This is a genomic window from Microcoleus sp. bin38.metabat.b11b12b14.051, from assembly GCF_013299165.1.
Classification (GTDB): domain Bacteria; phylum Cyanobacteriota; class Cyanobacteriia; order Cyanobacteriales; family Microcoleaceae; genus Microcoleus.
On record NZ_JAAFKD010000030.1, the window covers coordinates 62,221 to 78,447 of the forward strand.

The window sequence follows — 16,227 nt, forward strand, 5'->3', positions numbered from 1 at the left end:
GAATTCAGAGAGGGGTACAAGTGGCGATCGGCATTTACGCACTTTGAATGTTTCGGAAATACTAAAATTTGTTACAATTTGTAAAAATAGTGTAAAGGATTACGTAAAATGCGGGTTGCGATCGCAGGTGCGGGACTGGCTGGAATGACAACAGCCGTTGATTTAGTGGATGCCGGCCACGAAGTAGAAATTTTTGAATCCCGCCCGTTTGTAGGCGGCAAAGTCAGCAGTTGGGTTGATCCAGACGGGAATCACGTGGAAATGGGTTTACACGTCTTCTTCGGCTGCTATTATAACTTATTTGCTCTGATGAAAAAAGTGGGAGCTTTTGACGATTTACTCCTCAAAGATCACGTTCACACTTTTATCAATCGAGGCGGCGAAACTGGTTCTTTGGATTTTCGCTTTCCGGTTGGTGCTCCTTTGCATGGATTGAAGGCGTTTTTCACTACATCTCAGCTATCCGTACAAGACAAAATCCAAAATTCGATCGCCCTGGGAACAAGCCCGATCGTCCGTGGTTTGATAGACTTTGATGGAGCAATGAAAACTATCCGTAAGTTGGATAACGTTAGCTTTGCTGACTGGTTCCGGGGTCAAGGTGGCAACCAAAACTCGCTCAAAAGACTGTGGAACCCGATCGCCTATGCACTAGGTTTTATCGACACCGAAAATATTTCTGCCCGGTGTATGTTGACAATATTCCAATTCTTTGCCACAAAAACTGAAGCCTCTGTGATGCGGATGCTGGCCGGTTCTCCCAACGAATATTTGCACAAACCAATTGTCGAATATTTGGAAAGCAGAGGAACCAAAATTTACACGCGGCGCCGAGTCCGAGAAATTCAGTTTGAAGAAGGCGCAGAAACGCGCGTGACAGGGTTGGTAGTAGCTAATGGCGAAACAGAAGAACATATTACCGCAGACGCCTACGTTTTCGCCTGCGACGTGCCTGGAATTCAAAAAATATTGCCGCCTGCTTGGCGCAAGTGGTCGGAATTTGACAATATTTATAAGTTAGATGCCGTACCAGTTGCGACAGTACAATTGCGGTTCGACGGTTGGGTAACGGAACTAGAAGATGAAGCGAAACGCAAACAGTTAAGTCACGCTGTCGGAATTGATAATTTGCTATATTCAGCAGATGCAGATTTTTCTTGTTTTGCAGATTTGGCGCTGACAAGTCCCAAGGATTATTATAAAGAAGGACAAGGTTCTCTGTTGCAATTGGTGCTGACACCGGGCGATCCGTTTATCAAACAGAGCAATGAGGCGATCGCCCAACACGTACTCAAGCAAGTTCAAGATTTATTCCCCTCTGCACGGGAATTAAACATGACTTGGTACAGCGTAGTTAAGTTGGCTCAATCTTTGTATCGCGAAGCACCGGGAATGGATGTTTTTCGCCCCGCTCAAAAAACTCCGATCGCCAATTTCTTTCTAGCAGGAAGTTACACTCAGCAAGACTATATTGATAGCATGGAAGGTGCAACACTTTCCGGCCATCAAGCGGCTAAGGTAATTCTCGAAGCTTACGGTCAGTTGACAGTTGATAGTTGACAGTTGACAGTTGACAGTTGTCATGAGTGATTAGTCATTATTCTCTCGTTTCCAGGCTCTGCCTGGAAATGCCTTGCAGGAGGCTCTGCCTCCAATATTCGCTCTTGAAAACCGAGGCGGAGCCTCGCTTATATGCGTTACCAGGCAGAGCCTGATAACGAGACAAAGAACGAGAAGAAACAATTGTTCAATCTAAAATCTAAAATCTAAAATCTAAAATCCCATGACTGATTGGTTAGAGCATAGCGTACAAGTAGAAGTGGCAATTCCTATCGAATTAGCGTGGGAACTTTGGTCTGATTTAGAGCAAATGCCGCGCTGGATGAAGTGGATAGACTCGGTTAGAGTTCTCGAAGAAAATCCCGAATTGTCTCGCTGGAAACTCGCCACAGGTGGGTTACAATTTAGCTGGCTTTCTCGGATTGTCAAATTAGTGCCGAATCAGATTATTCAGTGGGAATCGGTAGACGGTTTGCCGAATCGAGGTGCGGTGCGATTTTACGATCGCAAAAACAGCAGCATTGTCAAACTAACGGTAGCTTACGGAATTCCCGGCTGGCTGGCAACATTGATGGACAATTCGTTTGTAGGGCGAGTTGTTGAATCGACTATTCAGGCTGACTTGGAAAGGTTTAAAGAGTATGCTCTGAATGTTAAAGCTACATCTTAAATGCTGCGGACTGAAGTCCTCACTACAAACTGGTTCGTAGTGAGGACTTTAGTCCTTTAATTTTAAATTGTAACGTCAGAGCCGATCGCCCTTTTGCTTCAGTATCATAGAAATATGCTGCTGATTGCTTCCCGGTTCAGTTATGAGTTATTGCCTAAACCCCGCTTGTCAAAACCCGCAAAATGCCGATCGTACCCAATTCTGCCTGAATTGTGGCACAAAACTCTTGCTCAGAGAGCGTTACCGCGCCATCAAACCCCTCGGGCGCGGCGGTTTCGGCCGCACTTTTTTAGCAGTAGACGAAGACAAACCCTCAAAACCGCGCTGTGCAATTAAACAGTTTTTCCCGCTATCCCAAGGAACCAGCAGCGCCGAAAAAGCAGCAGAATTATTCAACCGAGAAGCCGTGCGGCTGGACGAATTGGGGAAACACCCGCAAATTCCCGAATTGCTGGCGCACTTTCAGCAGGAACGCTATCAGTATTTAGTGCAAGAATTTATAGAAGGCGAGAATTTACAGCAAGAATTAGCGCGGAGTGGGCCTGTCAGCGAACATCAGATTCTTGGTATGCTGAAGGATTTATTGCCAGTATTGCAGTTTGTGCACGATCGCAGTGTAATTCACCGAGACATTAAACCACCCAATATTATCCGCCGCCGCATTGCTCAAACTCCGATTATTTATACTTACCCAAACTTAACTGGGGAATTAGTCTTAGTAGATTTTGGCGCTGCAAAACTTGTCGAGGGTTTGAGAGAAACAGGAACAGTCATCGGTTCGCCCGAATTCGTCGCGCCGGAACAAATTCGAGGTCAAGCGATTTATGCCAGCGATTTGTACAGTTTGGGCGTAACTTGCATTTATTTGCTAACTCAAATATCTCCGTTTGATTTGTTCGATATCAATCAAGATGTTTGGGTTTGGCGAGATTTTTTGAAGGTGGAAATCGATCCGAAATTGGGCGGAATTCTCGACAAAATGATCGAACCGAGTCTCAGTCGCCGCTACAAATCTGTAGCTGAGGTTCTCCAAGATTTGCAGCCGCAGCAGTCGCCTGTGCAGGTTCCCCCGACTCCGGCGCCAAGACCAATTTCGGTGCCGCCGACTGCGCCTGCGGTGCAGAATGCCGTCCCGCCAACGGTTGCAGGCACAATTATACCCGTGCCACTGATGCAGCGGGTTGTTCCCGCACGCGCGCCTACTTGGAGGTGCGTTCATACTCTGGTAGGGCATTCCCAGGCTGTCACATCCGTAGCTTTCAGTCCCGACAGTGCGACTTTAGCTAGCGGGAGTGAGGATAAGACGATTGAGATGTGGAAGTTGGACGCGGGTAAGCGGTGGTACACTCTCACTGGTCATTCTGACTGGGTGACTTGTGTGGCGTTTAGTCCTGATGGCGCGACTTTGGCTAGCGGTGGCCGGGATAAAACGATTCAAATTTGGGATTTGAATAAGGGTAAGTGGTGGTATGCTTTGCGCGGCCATGAGGATCGGGTTTATGCTGTGGCTTTTAGTCCCGACGGTCAAGTTTTGGCTAGCGGTAGTCGGGACAAGACTGTGCAATTGTGGAATTTGAATAAGGGTAGGCCGATGTCGGCTTTAAGCGGGCACGTTGGCGGGGTGGAGGCGGTGGCTTTTAGTCCAGGCGGTGAGTTTTTGGCTAGTGGTAGTCGGGATAAGAGTTTGCGGTTGTGGGATTGGCGCAATGGTCGATCGATTTGTACTTTAGCAGAGCACGGGGATTGGGTGCGGGCGATCGTGTTTGCTGGAACCCCCCCCAGCCCCCCCTTGCTAAGGGGGGGAGATGGAGATGGATTGACCCCCCCCAGCCCCCCCTTGGTAAGGGGGGGAGTAGGAGATGGATTGACCCCCCCCAGCCCCCCCTTGGTAAGGGGGGGAGTAGGAGAAGGATCGATTTTGGCGACGGGGAGTCGGGATGGTACGGCGAAGTTGTGGCGGGTGGATGTTGACGGGCGAGGTACACTGCTGCGGAGTATGAGGGACAATTCTGGGGATGTTTTGTGTGTGGCGTTAAGCCGGGATGGTGGGGTTTTGGCGACGGGGAGTCGGGATGGTTCGATTTATTTGTGGGATGCGGCGACGGGGGGTTTGCTGGAACTTCTGACGGGCCACGCTGGGGAGGTTTTGTCGGTGGCGTTTGCTGCTGATGGGAGTTTGGCTAGCGGTTCGGGCGATCGAACTGTTAAGATTTGGCGGGTTGGGAATTAGGGCGGTGGCTGAGGGTGTCTGCTGGAAAAATTTTATGTTTATGCTTGACAGGCGATCGAATGTTGTGCTAAGTTAGTAATCCGTGAGGACGCATAGCTCAGTTGGTTAGAGCACTACGTTGACATCGTAGGGGTCACTGGTTCGAGTCCAGTTGTGTCCATAGATTTATAAACTTTATGGCTATGCCATTTAGCAGTCTCACTGAATCTCCGATTTAGGTTTTCCCCCCATTTTTCGCTCACACGGAAAACAGGTCTTTTGAGATGAGTAAAATATTGGCTGAAACGTCGTAAAATCGTTAATTAAGTCAGGAGTTGTAATTCGACTCCGCTATTTCCATTTGTCGATCCCCACATTATTTGTCTGTGGTGATAGATTAGACTTCAATTAATTGTCAGAGATACGGAATTTCTTGTATATTTCCGTTTCGGGAAATTGTAAACATCTTTTCTTCAAAAATAGACTTCATAATCAGCCAGACTCTATCCTCCCACCTAATTTTCACTGTTTCCGCCATACTATCTGTGACCAAAATACCTTGAAGATGAACAGATTTAACTCTAATATTCAACTCAGGACTAGGAGATTGAAGATAAGTGCCATTAGGGAATGATACGATTTTTTCCGTGAGTTCATTAATTTTTTGAGCTTGCTTAATCTCCCGGAAAAAATCTTCTACTAAATGTTTAATAGTTTTATGAGTCCCATCAGGAAACAAATAATAACTATCGCTTATGTTAATCTCAAAGTGTGTATCGTTTTGATCTTCTTCCTCATGGACAATATTCTGGAGACGAGTTATATTAGATATTACAGGAATTATATTTATATTGACTTCGGTGATCCGATTTTCTATATCTTGCTTTAACGGTTCTCTCAGTTCCACCAACCCAATATCATAGTATTTAGCAAATTTTATGGCATCAGGAGTAAAGCCCATCTTGGAAACGATAATTGCTTTCTGCAAATTACAATCTTGACGAATCCCCAAAGTCTTCATGACTATATCCTTATTAATTTTTTTATTCCAATATTTACATTCTATAGATGTTTTATAGTTATGAATTCCGTCAGTGTGAACAGTCAGTACGTCGATTTGATGCTTGACTTCTGATTGGTCAGTACATTTACAAGAGTTGCCATAACATTCAATCTTAACTCCTTTGCTAGCACCCAACACTTCGTATATATTCTTTACCGTTTCTTCGTAAGTTTTCCAATCCATACATATCTCCATCTTGAATATGAAAAAGACTCTATCAATTATAAGCCCTCAACTAGCCGCGCAGTGGCATCCCACAAAAAATGGTAGCCTGACTCCAGAACAAGTTGCAGCAGGCTCAGCAAATAAAGCTTGGTGGAAATGTTCTAATGGGCCTGACCACGAATGGCCAGCTTCTATTGAGAAAAGAGTCAAAAGAGGGGATGGATGTCCCTATTGTGCTGGGCAAAGAGTATCGGTGACTAATTCCCTGGTCACTATTGCTCCTGAGATAGCCAAACAGTGGCATCCGACAAAAAACGGTAGCCTGACTCCAGAGCAAGTGGTAGCAGGTTCAGGCAAGAAAGCTTGGTGGAAATGCCCCGAAGGTCCCGATCACGAATGGGAAACTGCCATAGTCAGTAGAGTTGGAGGCAATGGATGTGCATTTTGTGCTGGTCAAAAAGTATCGGTTACTAATTCCCTAGCAACTCTTTACCCTGAGTTAGCACAACAGTGGCATCCCACAAAAAATGGTAGCCTGACTCCAGAACAAGTGGTAGCAGGTTCAAGCAAGAAAGCTTGGTGGAAATGCCCCGAAGGTCCCGATCACGAATGGGATGCTGTTATTGATAGTAGAGTTAGAGGGAATGGATGCCGCTGTTGTGCTGGACAGAAAGCTTCAGTCACGAATTCTCTAGCAAGTCTTTACCCTGACTTAGCCAAACAGTGGCATCCCACAAAAAATGGTAGCCTGACTCCAGAACAAGTGGTAGCAGGCTCAAACGAGAAAGCTTGGTGGAAATGCCCCGAAGGTCCCGATCACGAGTGGGATGCTTGTATAGTCAATAGAGTAGGAGGAAACGGATGCCGCTTTTGTCGTGGTCTAAAATCATCTGTCACTAACTCTCTAACAAGTCTTTATCCAGAGATAGCCAAACAGTGGCATCCGACGAAAAATGGTAAGCTCACCCCAGATAAAATAGTGGCAGGTTCGGCAAAAAAAGCGTGGTGGATCTGTCCAGAAGGAGTCGATCACGAGTGGGATTCTTCTATTGTTAATAGAATCAGAGGGAGAGGATGCCCCTGTTGTTCTGGGCAAAAGATCTCGGTTACTAATTGTCTGGAAACTCGTTATCCTGAAATTGCTAAACAATGGCATCCCACCAAAAATGGGACACTTACCCCAAGTGCAGTTATCGCAGGTTCAGAAGAAAAAGTTTGGTGGCAATGCACTCAAGACTCAAAACATGAGTGGGAAGCAATGATTTCCAATAGAGTTCATGGGAGAGGATGTGCGTTTTGTAATTCAGGTTGGACAGTAGAAAAGATCCGCCATTTTATTAGCACATTAATAAACCACCTTGAAACTTTTACTGCTGCTGAACTTTACCTACTATTTCAGCAGAGTGGAATGCTTCAGAGTACAGGCAAAGGTAAAAGCTTTGTTAAAGCCCTTGCTACTGGACGATTCCCAAAAGAAGAAATAAAAAAATTCATCAATGGTGAATCTTCGATAGTTGATAAATTCCTGCAAGATAAACAGCTAACTATCGAATCACTTGAAACAAACATAAATAATAAAATCACTGATGAAAGAGACATAACCTCTGACGATAATCTTGACAACCAAATTAATCAAAATATCGAACCCTCCCCGGAAGAAGACAACCTTAACCTTCCCATTGTCCAAACGCGAGAAGTTCTATCATCCTTAGATCATCACGTCGTATCCTCAGCCGATGAAGAAGCCGTCGAATTTCTCATCGCATCGGCAAAAGCAAAGATTTGGAAGCACGTTTTTCACGATGAAACAACAGCCGCAGCCCAAGCTGAAGAATACACAGGCGACACCTATGCCGATCGCGTCAAAACAGAATTCCTAGACGAATATCACCGCGCCAAAACTCTCGAAATACCCACAGGTTATGCTTTCCGTATTGGCAGCGAACTAGCAGAACCAAACCTGATGCAGCGACTAATAGCCGTTCGGGTACGTGATCGCAAACGAGTCGGTAATTGGTCTGGAACTGGTGCAGGTAAAACCCTCTCCGCAGTTCTCGCCAGTCGCGTCATTAAAGCCCATCTTACCCTTATCTGCTGTCCGAATAGCGTCGTCGAAGGTTGGAAAAATGCCATCCTCAAGATTTTCCCCGATAGCGTAGTTATTACTAAAACTTTTAATGCCAATTGGGCAAAAGCGCTGGGTGATGAGACTGGTTTAGGTGCCGTTATCAATCCAGAAACCCACCTTTATTTGATTTTGAACTATGAGATATTCCAACAACCAGACTCTGCTAACAAGATACGCTCATTTATAGAAGAAAACGAATCTATTGATTTCATAGTTATTGACGAAATTCACTACACCAAACAGCGCCAAGTTGAAGATATGTCCCGGCGCAAACAATTAGTAACTGCCATCATCACCACCACCGCAGAACGCAACCCCAATTTGCACGTTATCGGAATGTCAGCCACTCCGGTAATTAACAATATCCAAGAAGGCAAAAGTTTAATAGAAATGGTGACGGGATTCGCCCACAACGAACTCGATATCCACCCAACAATTGCCAACTGCATGAGACTGCATCAGCGACTCGTTACTCTGGGAATACGCTGGATGCCAGAATATAAACTAGATTATAAACAAATCGAAATTCCCGTAGATTGTGGCGAGTACATCGAAGAAATTCGCGCTTTAGGTGGAAATGGTACTCCATTGCAATTAGAAAAAATCCTCACTGTTGCCAGATTACCCATTATTCGCCAGCACATCCAACCCAAAACCCTAATTTACACTCATTACATCAAGGGAATCGATCGCATATTGAGAGATGCCTTAGCAAATGATGGCTGGAAAGTCGGCTTCTACACGGGCGAAGACAAGTCCGGTTTAGAAGGCTTTTTAAACGGCAAAATTGATGTTCTCATCGGTTCTAGCGCCATAGGGACTGGTGTAGATGGCTTACAGCACGTTTGCAACCAGCTAATTGTCAACGTCCTACCTTGGACTCATGCCGAATTTGAACAACTTAAAGGTCGGATATACCGCCAAGGACAAACCCGCGATACAGTCAAAATGGTGATTCCTCTGACCTATGCAACTGTTAACAGTCAGCGCTGGTCGTGGTGTGATTCCAAAATGCAGCGCTTAAAATTCAAAAAGTCGATCGCCGATGCTGCTATTGATGGCATAGTACCAGAAGGACACCTGCGTTCGTCTGCTCAAGCTTACGAAGATACGATCGGCTGGTTAGAACGCCTCGCATCTGGCGAAGTCCAAATCATCACCCGCCCGAAAATTATTATCCCCATTCCAGATACTAACCCAGCCGAAGTACAGCAACGACTGGCGCGTTACGGCAACTTCTCCACCATGAATCGCCACTGGAACCAAACTCAGAGTTCCACCACTCACCAACGTTTACAAGAAAATCCAGAAGAGTGGGCGCAATACCACACTTTATATCAAAACTCAAGGAAAGATTGGGCTGTCATTCCTTATGAGGAAATGATTCGCTGGTGTCAACAACGTAGTGGCTACACTATTGGCGATTTCGGTTGCGGTGAAGCAAAATTAGCTGAGGCAGTTTCAGATAGACATACAGTTTACAGCTTTGACCATATTGCTATTAATAATAATGTTATTTCCTGTGATATGGCGCACGTACCGCTAGATGATGAAACTCTAGATGTGGCTATTTTTTCTCTTGCCTTGATGGGTTCAAATTTCACCGACTATCTGCGAGAAGCACATCGTACTCTTAAACTTGACGGTCAGTTGCATATTATCGAGTCAACTTCACGGTTTAGTGATCGGGGTCAATTAGGAACTGAAATAGAAACTTTGGGATTTACCGTTATCAGCATTCAGGATATGTGGAAATTTACCCATATCCGTGCTATCAAGAGTTAACAGTTTCTTCACTTGTGACTTCATATTCAGTACGATCTAAATTCGGAAATCTCAAGATTTTACGGTAATCTAATCTACCACTCATAACCGTGTTCTTTTCCCCATTGTATCCACGCTTGAGTCATAAGCTTCATTCGATCGCACTTTTCAGCTTTTACCGGATTCTCACCAGTAATTGCCCTCAACGCCCAAAACCAATGATCTGGTTTTTGTTCGAGATCGCGCAAAATCAACGGGACAACAGCCGGGCCCATACCAATAATTCTCTGGTAAGCTGCGTGCATTGACTTCTGTGTAACGAATGACAGCATCCTCGTTTCTGCACGCCATTCTTCGGCGAGGCGATTAAACTCCGCTTCTAGTTCGAGCTTACTTTTAATCGGATATTTATAAGTAGTAATAACGAATTCTCTCCCTAAAATGCGGGAACTTTAAACCTCGCCCCACACTTGGGACATTTTGATCGCCATCCTAACCAATCTCGTAAGCGAAGCAGACCGAAGGTATCGCCCGATCGTCCCAATATCAAAAAATCATGACAACTCCATCACCCCGTAGGGACACGACACCGCGCCGTGTCCTTAACCGTAACCTATCGGCGACAGCCTTCCGCGATCGCCCTTAACACCGCTAGCCGCACTTCAGGATGCGATTTCTCAAGGCCATTAGCCCGAAAAATCCAGTGTCCGCCGCCCGCGTGCTCGATCGCAATCTTCTGTCCGTCAGGCAAAACGATTTGCCACCAATTCAACACAGTAGCTTTAATCAGTTGGCACTGAATCTCGGTCAATTGAGCTTCCATCAGTTTCAGTTGACGCATGATTGGGTTTTGGGCAGATGACTTCATGATTTTTTTCCTTCAATAAATTGGATAGTTTCTCGACTGGGATTTCTGTTTGGTTATTTTTCAGCTTAATTTCACTTTCAGAGCCTTTCGCTTTTACTTTACCTTCCAAACTTTTCGCCTTCACCTCCCTTGTACCACCTTTATGCTCATTTTTTACTTTAAAACCTTTAGACTTAACTTTGTCTTCACCAGAATTTGAACTCTGTTCCGCCGCGGGCTTCTTAAACTCCGCGTCCAATTGGTCTAAAATCTCCTCCTGTTCAGGAGTGTGTTCCGTCGGCTGCTCCAAATTTCTGGGGTTGTATTCGTCAACCAACCTCCCCAAAAATTCCGAAATTGACATTCCCGCAGCGGCTGCTTTTTTGGTTAACAGGGCGTAGGTGTCGGTTTTGATCCGAATTTGTTTTAACCTGAGATTGGGATTGTTGTCAACTGTTTCGGCAATAGTTATTGCGGTAATCCTTTCTTTGGGGATGACATCCACAACTTCTTGCCACTTTTCCTGTAAAGCACTGTCGCCGTATTGGTCGGTGACTGCGTGTTTGAACAAGGGGACAACTTGAGCGACGCAGCTTGGCAAAATCTCAAATCCGGCTTTGATTAAGCGCAGGCAAATTGCAGCAGATTTGATGATTTGCGTGCAGTAAAAATACTGCCTACCTAAAGCTTGTTCGCAGTAACTTTTAAAAGTTTTGAATTTGTCTTTGTACAATCGCAGTTTTCGGATTACGTCTAGCATGATTCCTTGACGCACGTAGTCTAGGAATCCTCTTTTAATTTCGCCTGTCAGATAGTTTAAATCGTGAAAGGGCGATTGATTCTGGATTTCTTCTTCAAAGTCTAGCAGCGGGCCTGCAAAGTGAAAGTTGGAGGCGACATCGCCTAGGTAAAAGTTGTCGGTAGATGTGGTCATGATCGGGAAGGGGTCGAGAAATGGCACGATACCACGGATGTTGGGCGATCGCAAAGTTGATGTTTTGGGCGGATATTTGATATAATTTGGCCTTGGGTTGTGCTGCACCGGTCGATCGACCTTTTACATGGCATCACCTCAAGGCGCCTACTCAAACTTAGACGTTTGGACTATTCGGCTTGACTGACCCGCTTGTGTTATGTCGTTGATATCTCATTATGAGACATAAGTTTAATATGTCACTCATGACATCTCAAATTGAGTTTAGGTTCCAATGTCATCAAGAAAAGAACGAAGACAGGAGGGCAATTCACCATTGGAAGCCCTAAGAATCCACAAAACGAACTTGTCACAAGATGAGTTCGCTTTTAGATGTGGGATTCCCCGCGCTACGTATCATAGATGGATATCTGGAGCCACAGAACCAAAATTTTCTCTCTTTCAGTTGAAAGCAATTTGCCGGGAGTTACAAATAGAAAAAATAGATGAACTTCCAGAGAGCTTTGGCCCCAATTAGCAATTAAATTAAACCAACAGTTAAAAAATTATTACTGCTGATACAATTTTGAGTTGGGTTGTGCTGCACCGGTCGAACGACCGCTTTGTGATGTCCACTAATCGTAGTTTAGTCATAATTCCTGTATTTGTCAATGGTAAATTACGAAATATTCTGCATAATGAATCAAGAAGTACGGGATTTATACGAAATGAGCCTTGCGGAAATTAGAGAATACAGGGGCTTTAGTCGCCGTGAGCTTAGCCTGCAACTGACGGGGAAAGTCTCTGAAGATACTTTGTATTCCGTAGAAAAAAGAAAACAAAAACCTAGAGTTGATACTGCAATAGCCATCTGTACAGCCCTAAATATTAGCTTGAAACAGTTCTGTCACTCGATCGGGCTAGATGTGTCAGGACTTGTTGATGATTACGTGCCGCCGAGGGACAGCTAACAAACAGAGCGAAGTTTTGGGCGAGATATTTGATACAATTCTGAGTTGGGTTGTGCTTTAGGGTCGATCGACCTTTTACATCGCCTCACCTCTTCGGTGTTGAAAGAAAGGGGCTTAAGGTATGCACTCAAACCCCAAAAACACGCTTGGGTATGCAAGCACAATTGATAGACAGCACAAGTAAGGCGGTTATCAAACCTGCACGTTTTGACCTTGGAGGCTCGCCGGCCGCCTTCTGTCATGTCCGTCACTTACAACTTTAGTTGGATAATCATAATTTGTCAACTAAAATTGTATAACTTTAGTTTAAATGAATCAAGATATAGACTATCTCAAACCAGAAACTATTCAAGAAGCTATCCAATTGGCTGAAGCTACTCAGGAACAACTAGCCCGAAACCTAGGAGTTTCTCTAAATACGGTGAATTCCTGGGTTAATTGTCGGAAAATGCCACGGGCGGATAATTTCTTCGCCCTATGCCGGGAGTTAAAGCTTTCGCCCAAAACCGTTGCTAGATTGCTAGGCATCAATATCTCCAACATCCCTGACGATATCCCTTTGGTAAGATCGCCTTCGCCCAAGGACAACTAACCCGCGGGGGTTCGCCAATCTCTAGGGAAAGGGGCTTGAGGTATGCACTCAAGCCCCGAAAATACGCTTGGGTATGCAGGCATAATTGATAGACACTACAAATAAGGCGGTTCTTCAAACCTGCATTTTGACCTTGGAGGCTTGTTGAGCCACCTTTGTTTTGACTATCTACTAGCAGTTTAGTGCCATACGTAAACTTTGTCAAGCACTATTTTGCTAGCAACTAACTGCTATAATTTGATGGAAGCTGAAGATCGAGAAACGATAACCTTGAAAAACCTGAGAGAAAGTGCAAATTTGACCCAACCCGAACTTAGTCGTCGAATGGGGGTAGGAATTCGCATTATTGGCGATTGGGAACGAGGAGAAGCCATTCCTCGCTTCGATCGCGCTATTGCTCTGGCGCGCGAGCTAGGTGTCCCACTAAAAACACTTGCTAGATGTATGGGACTAGACTTAGCCCAAATTCCCGACGATTTCCTCACGTCAAGTGTACTTCATCTTTCAACTGAGGTCAAGAATATCAACATCACGAAAGAAGCTTCATGTATTCTGGAAGAAAATTCGCAAGAAAAGGAGAAATCTCGGTTAAGGCTGCTCAGAGAACAAGCTGGGCTAACCCGCCCTCAAGTCAAACAACATATCGGCGTTTCTGAGCGGATGCAAGCTGACTGGGAATCAGGAAAGTCCATGCCAACTGTTGAAAACGTGGCTGCACTAGCTAACCTGCACCAGGTTTCTCTAAAAACTATGTTTGAGCTTTTAGGATTAGACGTAACCAGAATTCCCGATGATTTGCCAAGTCGTGATCCGTCGCCCAAGGACAACTAACCCGCAGGGGTTCGCCAATCTCTAGGGAAAGGAGCTTGAGGTATGCACTCAAGCCCGGAAAATACGCTTAGGTATGCAGGCATAATTGATAGACACTACAAATGAGGCGGTTCTTCAAACCTGCATTTTGACCTTGGATGCTCCCTGAGTCGCCTTTGTTGTGCCTATCTACATGAAGTTTACGTCTTATTCAGATGCTTGTCAAGAAGTTTACATCATGAATATTTCGTCCTATGATAGAAGAAGATTTACAAGAAAAGGAAAAGTCTCCTTTGAGACTACTCAGAGAAAAAGCTGGACTAACACGCCCTCAAGTTAAAGAAAAAATCGGAATTTCGGAGCGAAGACAAGCTGACTGGGAATTAGGCAAGGCTCTACCTAACGCTGAAAACATACTTGCACTGGCTAACCTGTACCAAGTTTCTCTAAAAACTATGTTTGACCTTTTAGGATTAGACGTAACTAAAATTCCCGATGACTTGCCAAGTCGTGATCCGTCGTCCAAGGACAACTAACCCGCAGAGGTTCGCCAATCTCTAGGGAAAGGAGCTTGAGGTATGCACTCAAGCCCCGAAAATACGCTTGGGTTATGCAGGCATAATTAGTAGAAACTACAAATAAGGCAGCTCGCTATAAACCAAAGCGTTTCCACCGTCCGGCTACATGAGCCGCCTTTCTGTTGTCTCTACTTAAACAATCATACTTGTAACCTTCTGGTTTGTCAACAAGTTTGCTTGTAAATTTTCCTGATATGCCCAGAAAAAAACAAACTCAAGAGTCGAAAGATATACCAGCACTGCAAATCTTGCGGGAGGCTGTTGGTTTGTCGCAATCGGCCTTAGCAAAACAAATTCCCGACAAAACGGGCGCAAAATCTCTAAGTCAACAAGCAATCAGTAACTGGGAAAGAGGACTAGACGAACCAGAATTGACCATTGCTCAAATGAAAGCTCTTTGTCAGGCTCTCGGAAAAACGCTTAACGATTTACCCAACAACTTAGGCCCACCAAATCCTGACTGATAAGTAAAAACTTAAAAAGTACGTTGTTGCGCTTGGGCGCTCTTTCCTATATGCAAGAGCGCCCAAGCGCAACAACGTACCTGGCCGCCTGAGTGAGCCCTCAATCGGTAATTTTCCCTCTCAGAGCCTTAATCTGGCCTCGCTTGGTTTTGCTGTCAAGACGCTTGCGCTGCGAACTGCGAGTGGCTTTGCTGGGTTTGCGCCTTTTTGGGATGACGATCGCACTTTTGATCAATTCTTGCAGCCGTCTCAAAGCCTCCTCGCGGTTTTGTTCCTGGCTGCGGTGCTCCTGAGACTTGATGACAATCACCCCTTCGGAGGTGATCCGTTGGTCGTTGAGTTGCAATAAACGCTGCTTGTAGCGATCGGGTAATAAGGAAGCGCCGATGTCAAAGCGCAGGTGAATAGCGGTTGCTACCTTATTGACATTTTGCCCGCCCGCGCCTTGGGAGCGAATGGCGCTAATCTCGATTTCGCGATCGGCAATAAATACTGTGTTGGAAATTTCTAGCATGATTGAGTGTTAGAGCGAGCAAGCTGTAGAGAAAATTTTGGTACCCTATCTATACAATAAGCTTGCTCAGCGTTGAAGTTAGAGGTTAAGAAATCATCAAACGCTGACCAGGAGAATCTTTTGCCGATAGTCAAGCTCGGGGAGCAACGCTCGGACTTGTCAGACACAGCAGGTAATCACCGTGGTGCGATCTAGGCTTGCGATCCGCTCCCTGGCTCGGAAACCCATGCCATTGACGTACAGTTGTTTGAGGCACTCGCTTTTTACGTCGTCTTAGCCGCGCTGGGCTTCACCACACTCTACGAACAGGCGATCGCCATGGATATAACTGTGATTCTATTTGTCGTGGCGGTGACGATTTCTCAAAATATGCCTTGACTTGCGCCCACAACACGGCATGACAAGTGCCCTCAGTTCCTCTCTCGATTATCCAACGCCTTTATGTGAGTGAACACAGGCGAGATTCCTGAAGAGCACGCCTTTTCCCTAAATCATATTCTGATTCAGCAACGCCCACAGGAGTTATGGCAACCCATCTTTCTGTTGTCGCCAATTTGAGCAATTTATTTTTACATGACTTCTAACCAGGCTCCGGGCGAGAGATCTGTGCTTGCTCTTAAGTGGCAGACGCAGTATCGAGCGATCGTGATATCTGTATATCTGTAAATATCCGTTAAAGCCATCGTCTCCAGCAATAATCTTTAAGCTCGACACCAATGACTTGATGGCTGAGCAGGCAAAAACCCCGTTTCCCGGTCAAAAAGCAGCCCAATCGATAAGTAGGAGTGGGCGATCGTCGATCTAAGGCTGGAGCAACGGTCGAAACCCTTACAGTGTATAGGTTTCAAAAACAATCAAAAATATTTTCACAAAAAGCTTGACAACCCTTGGCGAAATAAGTATATTAATAAAGCGCCAGAGAGAGAGCGGTTCACACCGCGACCTTAAGGCACAAATAACTGAACCTAGAAAAAAGAAT

16 protein-coding genes and 1 tRNA gene are annotated in these 16,227 nt (G+C 45.2%); 12 read left to right on the forward strand and 5 right to left on the reverse strand.

Annotated features, from left to right (window positions below; all coding sequences use genetic code 11):
* The first annotated feature begins 108 nt into the window (after positions 1-108).
* The 4 genes from zds to QZW47_RS24480 all read left to right on the forward strand — a co-directional run bounded on the left by zds (position 109) and on the right by QZW47_RS24480 (position 4,620).
* Positions 109-1,560 (forward strand): 9,9'-di-cis-zeta-carotene desaturase, encoded by a 1,452-nt coding sequence (gene zds / locus QZW47_RS24465; protein WP_293132893.1) that lies wholly within the window; start codon positions 109-111, stop codon positions 1,558-1,560.
* Positions 1,561-1,783: 223 nt separating this feature from the next.
* On the forward strand, positions 1,784-2,230 hold the full coding sequence (locus QZW47_RS24470; protein WP_293132896.1) for an SRPBCC family protein: 447 nt from the start codon (positions 1,784-1,786) through the stop codon (positions 2,228-2,230).
* Positions 2,231-2,372: 142 nt separating this feature from the next.
* Positions 2,373-4,460: a protein kinase gene (locus QZW47_RS24475; RefSeq protein ID WP_293132901.1), complete on the forward strand. Its 2,088-nt coding sequence runs from the start codon at positions 2,373-2,375 to the stop codon at positions 4,458-4,460.
* Between the two features lie 86 nt (positions 4,461-4,546).
* Positions 4,547-4,620: transfer RNA gene (locus tag QZW47_RS24480), tRNA-Val, on the forward strand.
* A gap of 234 nt (positions 4,621-4,854) precedes the next feature.
* Here QZW47_RS24480 and QZW47_RS24485 read toward each other — a convergent pair.
* Entirely contained in the window at positions 4,855-5,685 is an 831-nt protein-coding gene (locus QZW47_RS24485) for a restriction endonuclease (RefSeq protein ID WP_293132904.1), read from the reverse strand.
* A gap of 19 nt (positions 5,686-5,704) precedes the next feature.
* On the opposite strand from QZW47_RS24485, the gene QZW47_RS24490 reads away from it, so the two are divergent.
* Positions 5,705-9,580, forward strand: coding sequence for a zinc-ribbon domain-containing protein (locus QZW47_RS24490; RefSeq protein ID WP_293132907.1), 3,876 nt, complete (start codon positions 5,705-5,707; stop codon positions 9,578-9,580).
* A gap of 74 nt (positions 9,581-9,654) precedes the next feature.
* On the opposite strand, the gene QZW47_RS24495 is transcribed toward QZW47_RS24490, so the two are convergent.
* The 3 genes from QZW47_RS24495 to QZW47_RS24505 form a co-directional block, all read right to left on the reverse strand.
* Positions 9,655-9,864, reverse strand: coding sequence for a hypothetical protein (locus QZW47_RS24495; RefSeq protein ID WP_293132910.1), 210 nt, complete (start codon positions 9,862-9,864; stop codon positions 9,655-9,657).
* A gap of 308 nt (positions 9,865-10,172) precedes the next feature.
* Entirely contained in the window at positions 10,173-10,400 is a 228-nt protein-coding gene (locus QZW47_RS24500) for a hypothetical protein (RefSeq protein WP_293132913.1), read from the reverse strand.
* The gene (locus QZW47_RS24505; RefSeq protein ID WP_293132916.1) at positions 10,342-11,448 is read right to left on the reverse strand and encodes a hypothetical protein; all 1,107 of its coding nucleotides are present in this window, start codon (positions 11,446-11,448) and stop codon (positions 10,342-10,344) included. Before QZW47_RS24505 ends, QZW47_RS24500 begins: the two co-directional genes overlap by 59 nt.
* Before the next feature lie 166 nt (positions 11,449-11,614).
* On the opposite strand from QZW47_RS24505, the gene QZW47_RS24510 reads away from it, so the two are divergent.
* From QZW47_RS24510 to QZW47_RS24535, 6 genes are all read left to right on the forward strand, one after another.
* Positions 11,615-11,857 (forward strand): helix-turn-helix transcriptional regulator, encoded by a 243-nt coding sequence (locus QZW47_RS24510; protein WP_293132919.1) that lies wholly within the window; start codon positions 11,615-11,617, stop codon positions 11,855-11,857.
* A gap of 160 nt (positions 11,858-12,017) precedes the next feature.
* A complete protein-coding gene (locus QZW47_RS24515; RefSeq protein ID WP_293132922.1) occupies positions 12,018-12,290 on the forward strand; it encodes a helix-turn-helix transcriptional regulator in 273 nt (90 codons plus the stop codon).
* 310 nt (positions 12,291-12,600) lie between these two features.
* The gene (locus tag QZW47_RS24520; RefSeq protein WP_293132925.1) at positions 12,601-12,882 is read left to right on the forward strand and encodes a helix-turn-helix transcriptional regulator; all 282 of its coding nucleotides are present in this window, start codon (positions 12,601-12,603) and stop codon (positions 12,880-12,882) included.
* Positions 12,883-13,080: 198 nt separating this feature from the next.
* Complete coding sequence (locus QZW47_RS24525) at positions 13,081-13,713, forward strand: helix-turn-helix transcriptional regulator (RefSeq protein ID WP_293132928.1); 633 nt, start codon at positions 13,081-13,083, stop codon at positions 13,711-13,713.
* 233 nt (positions 13,714-13,946) lie between these two features.
* On the forward strand, positions 13,947-14,228 hold the full coding sequence (locus QZW47_RS24530) for a helix-turn-helix transcriptional regulator (RefSeq protein WP_293132931.1): 282 nt from the start codon (positions 13,947-13,949) through the stop codon (positions 14,226-14,228).
* 236 nt (positions 14,229-14,464) lie between these two features.
* The gene (locus QZW47_RS24535) at positions 14,465-14,734 is read left to right on the forward strand and encodes a helix-turn-helix transcriptional regulator (RefSeq protein ID WP_293132934.1); all 270 of its coding nucleotides are present in this window, start codon (positions 14,465-14,467) and stop codon (positions 14,732-14,734) included.
* 100 nt (positions 14,735-14,834) lie between these two features.
* On the opposite strand, the gene arfB is transcribed toward QZW47_RS24535, so the two are convergent.
* Positions 14,835-15,248 carry an alternative ribosome rescue aminoacyl-tRNA hydrolase ArfB gene (arfB, locus tag QZW47_RS24540; protein WP_293132937.1) on the reverse strand — a complete coding sequence of 138 codons (414 nt, stop codon included), beginning with the start codon at positions 15,246-15,248 and terminating at the stop codon, positions 14,835-14,837.
* Positions 15,249-15,491: 243 nt separating this feature from the next.
* On the opposite strand from arfB, the gene QZW47_RS24545 reads away from it, so the two are divergent.
* A complete protein-coding gene (locus QZW47_RS24545; protein ID WP_293132940.1) occupies positions 15,492-15,626 on the forward strand; it encodes a hypothetical protein in 135 nt (44 codons plus the stop codon).
* Positions 15,627-16,227: the final 601 nt, after the last annotated feature.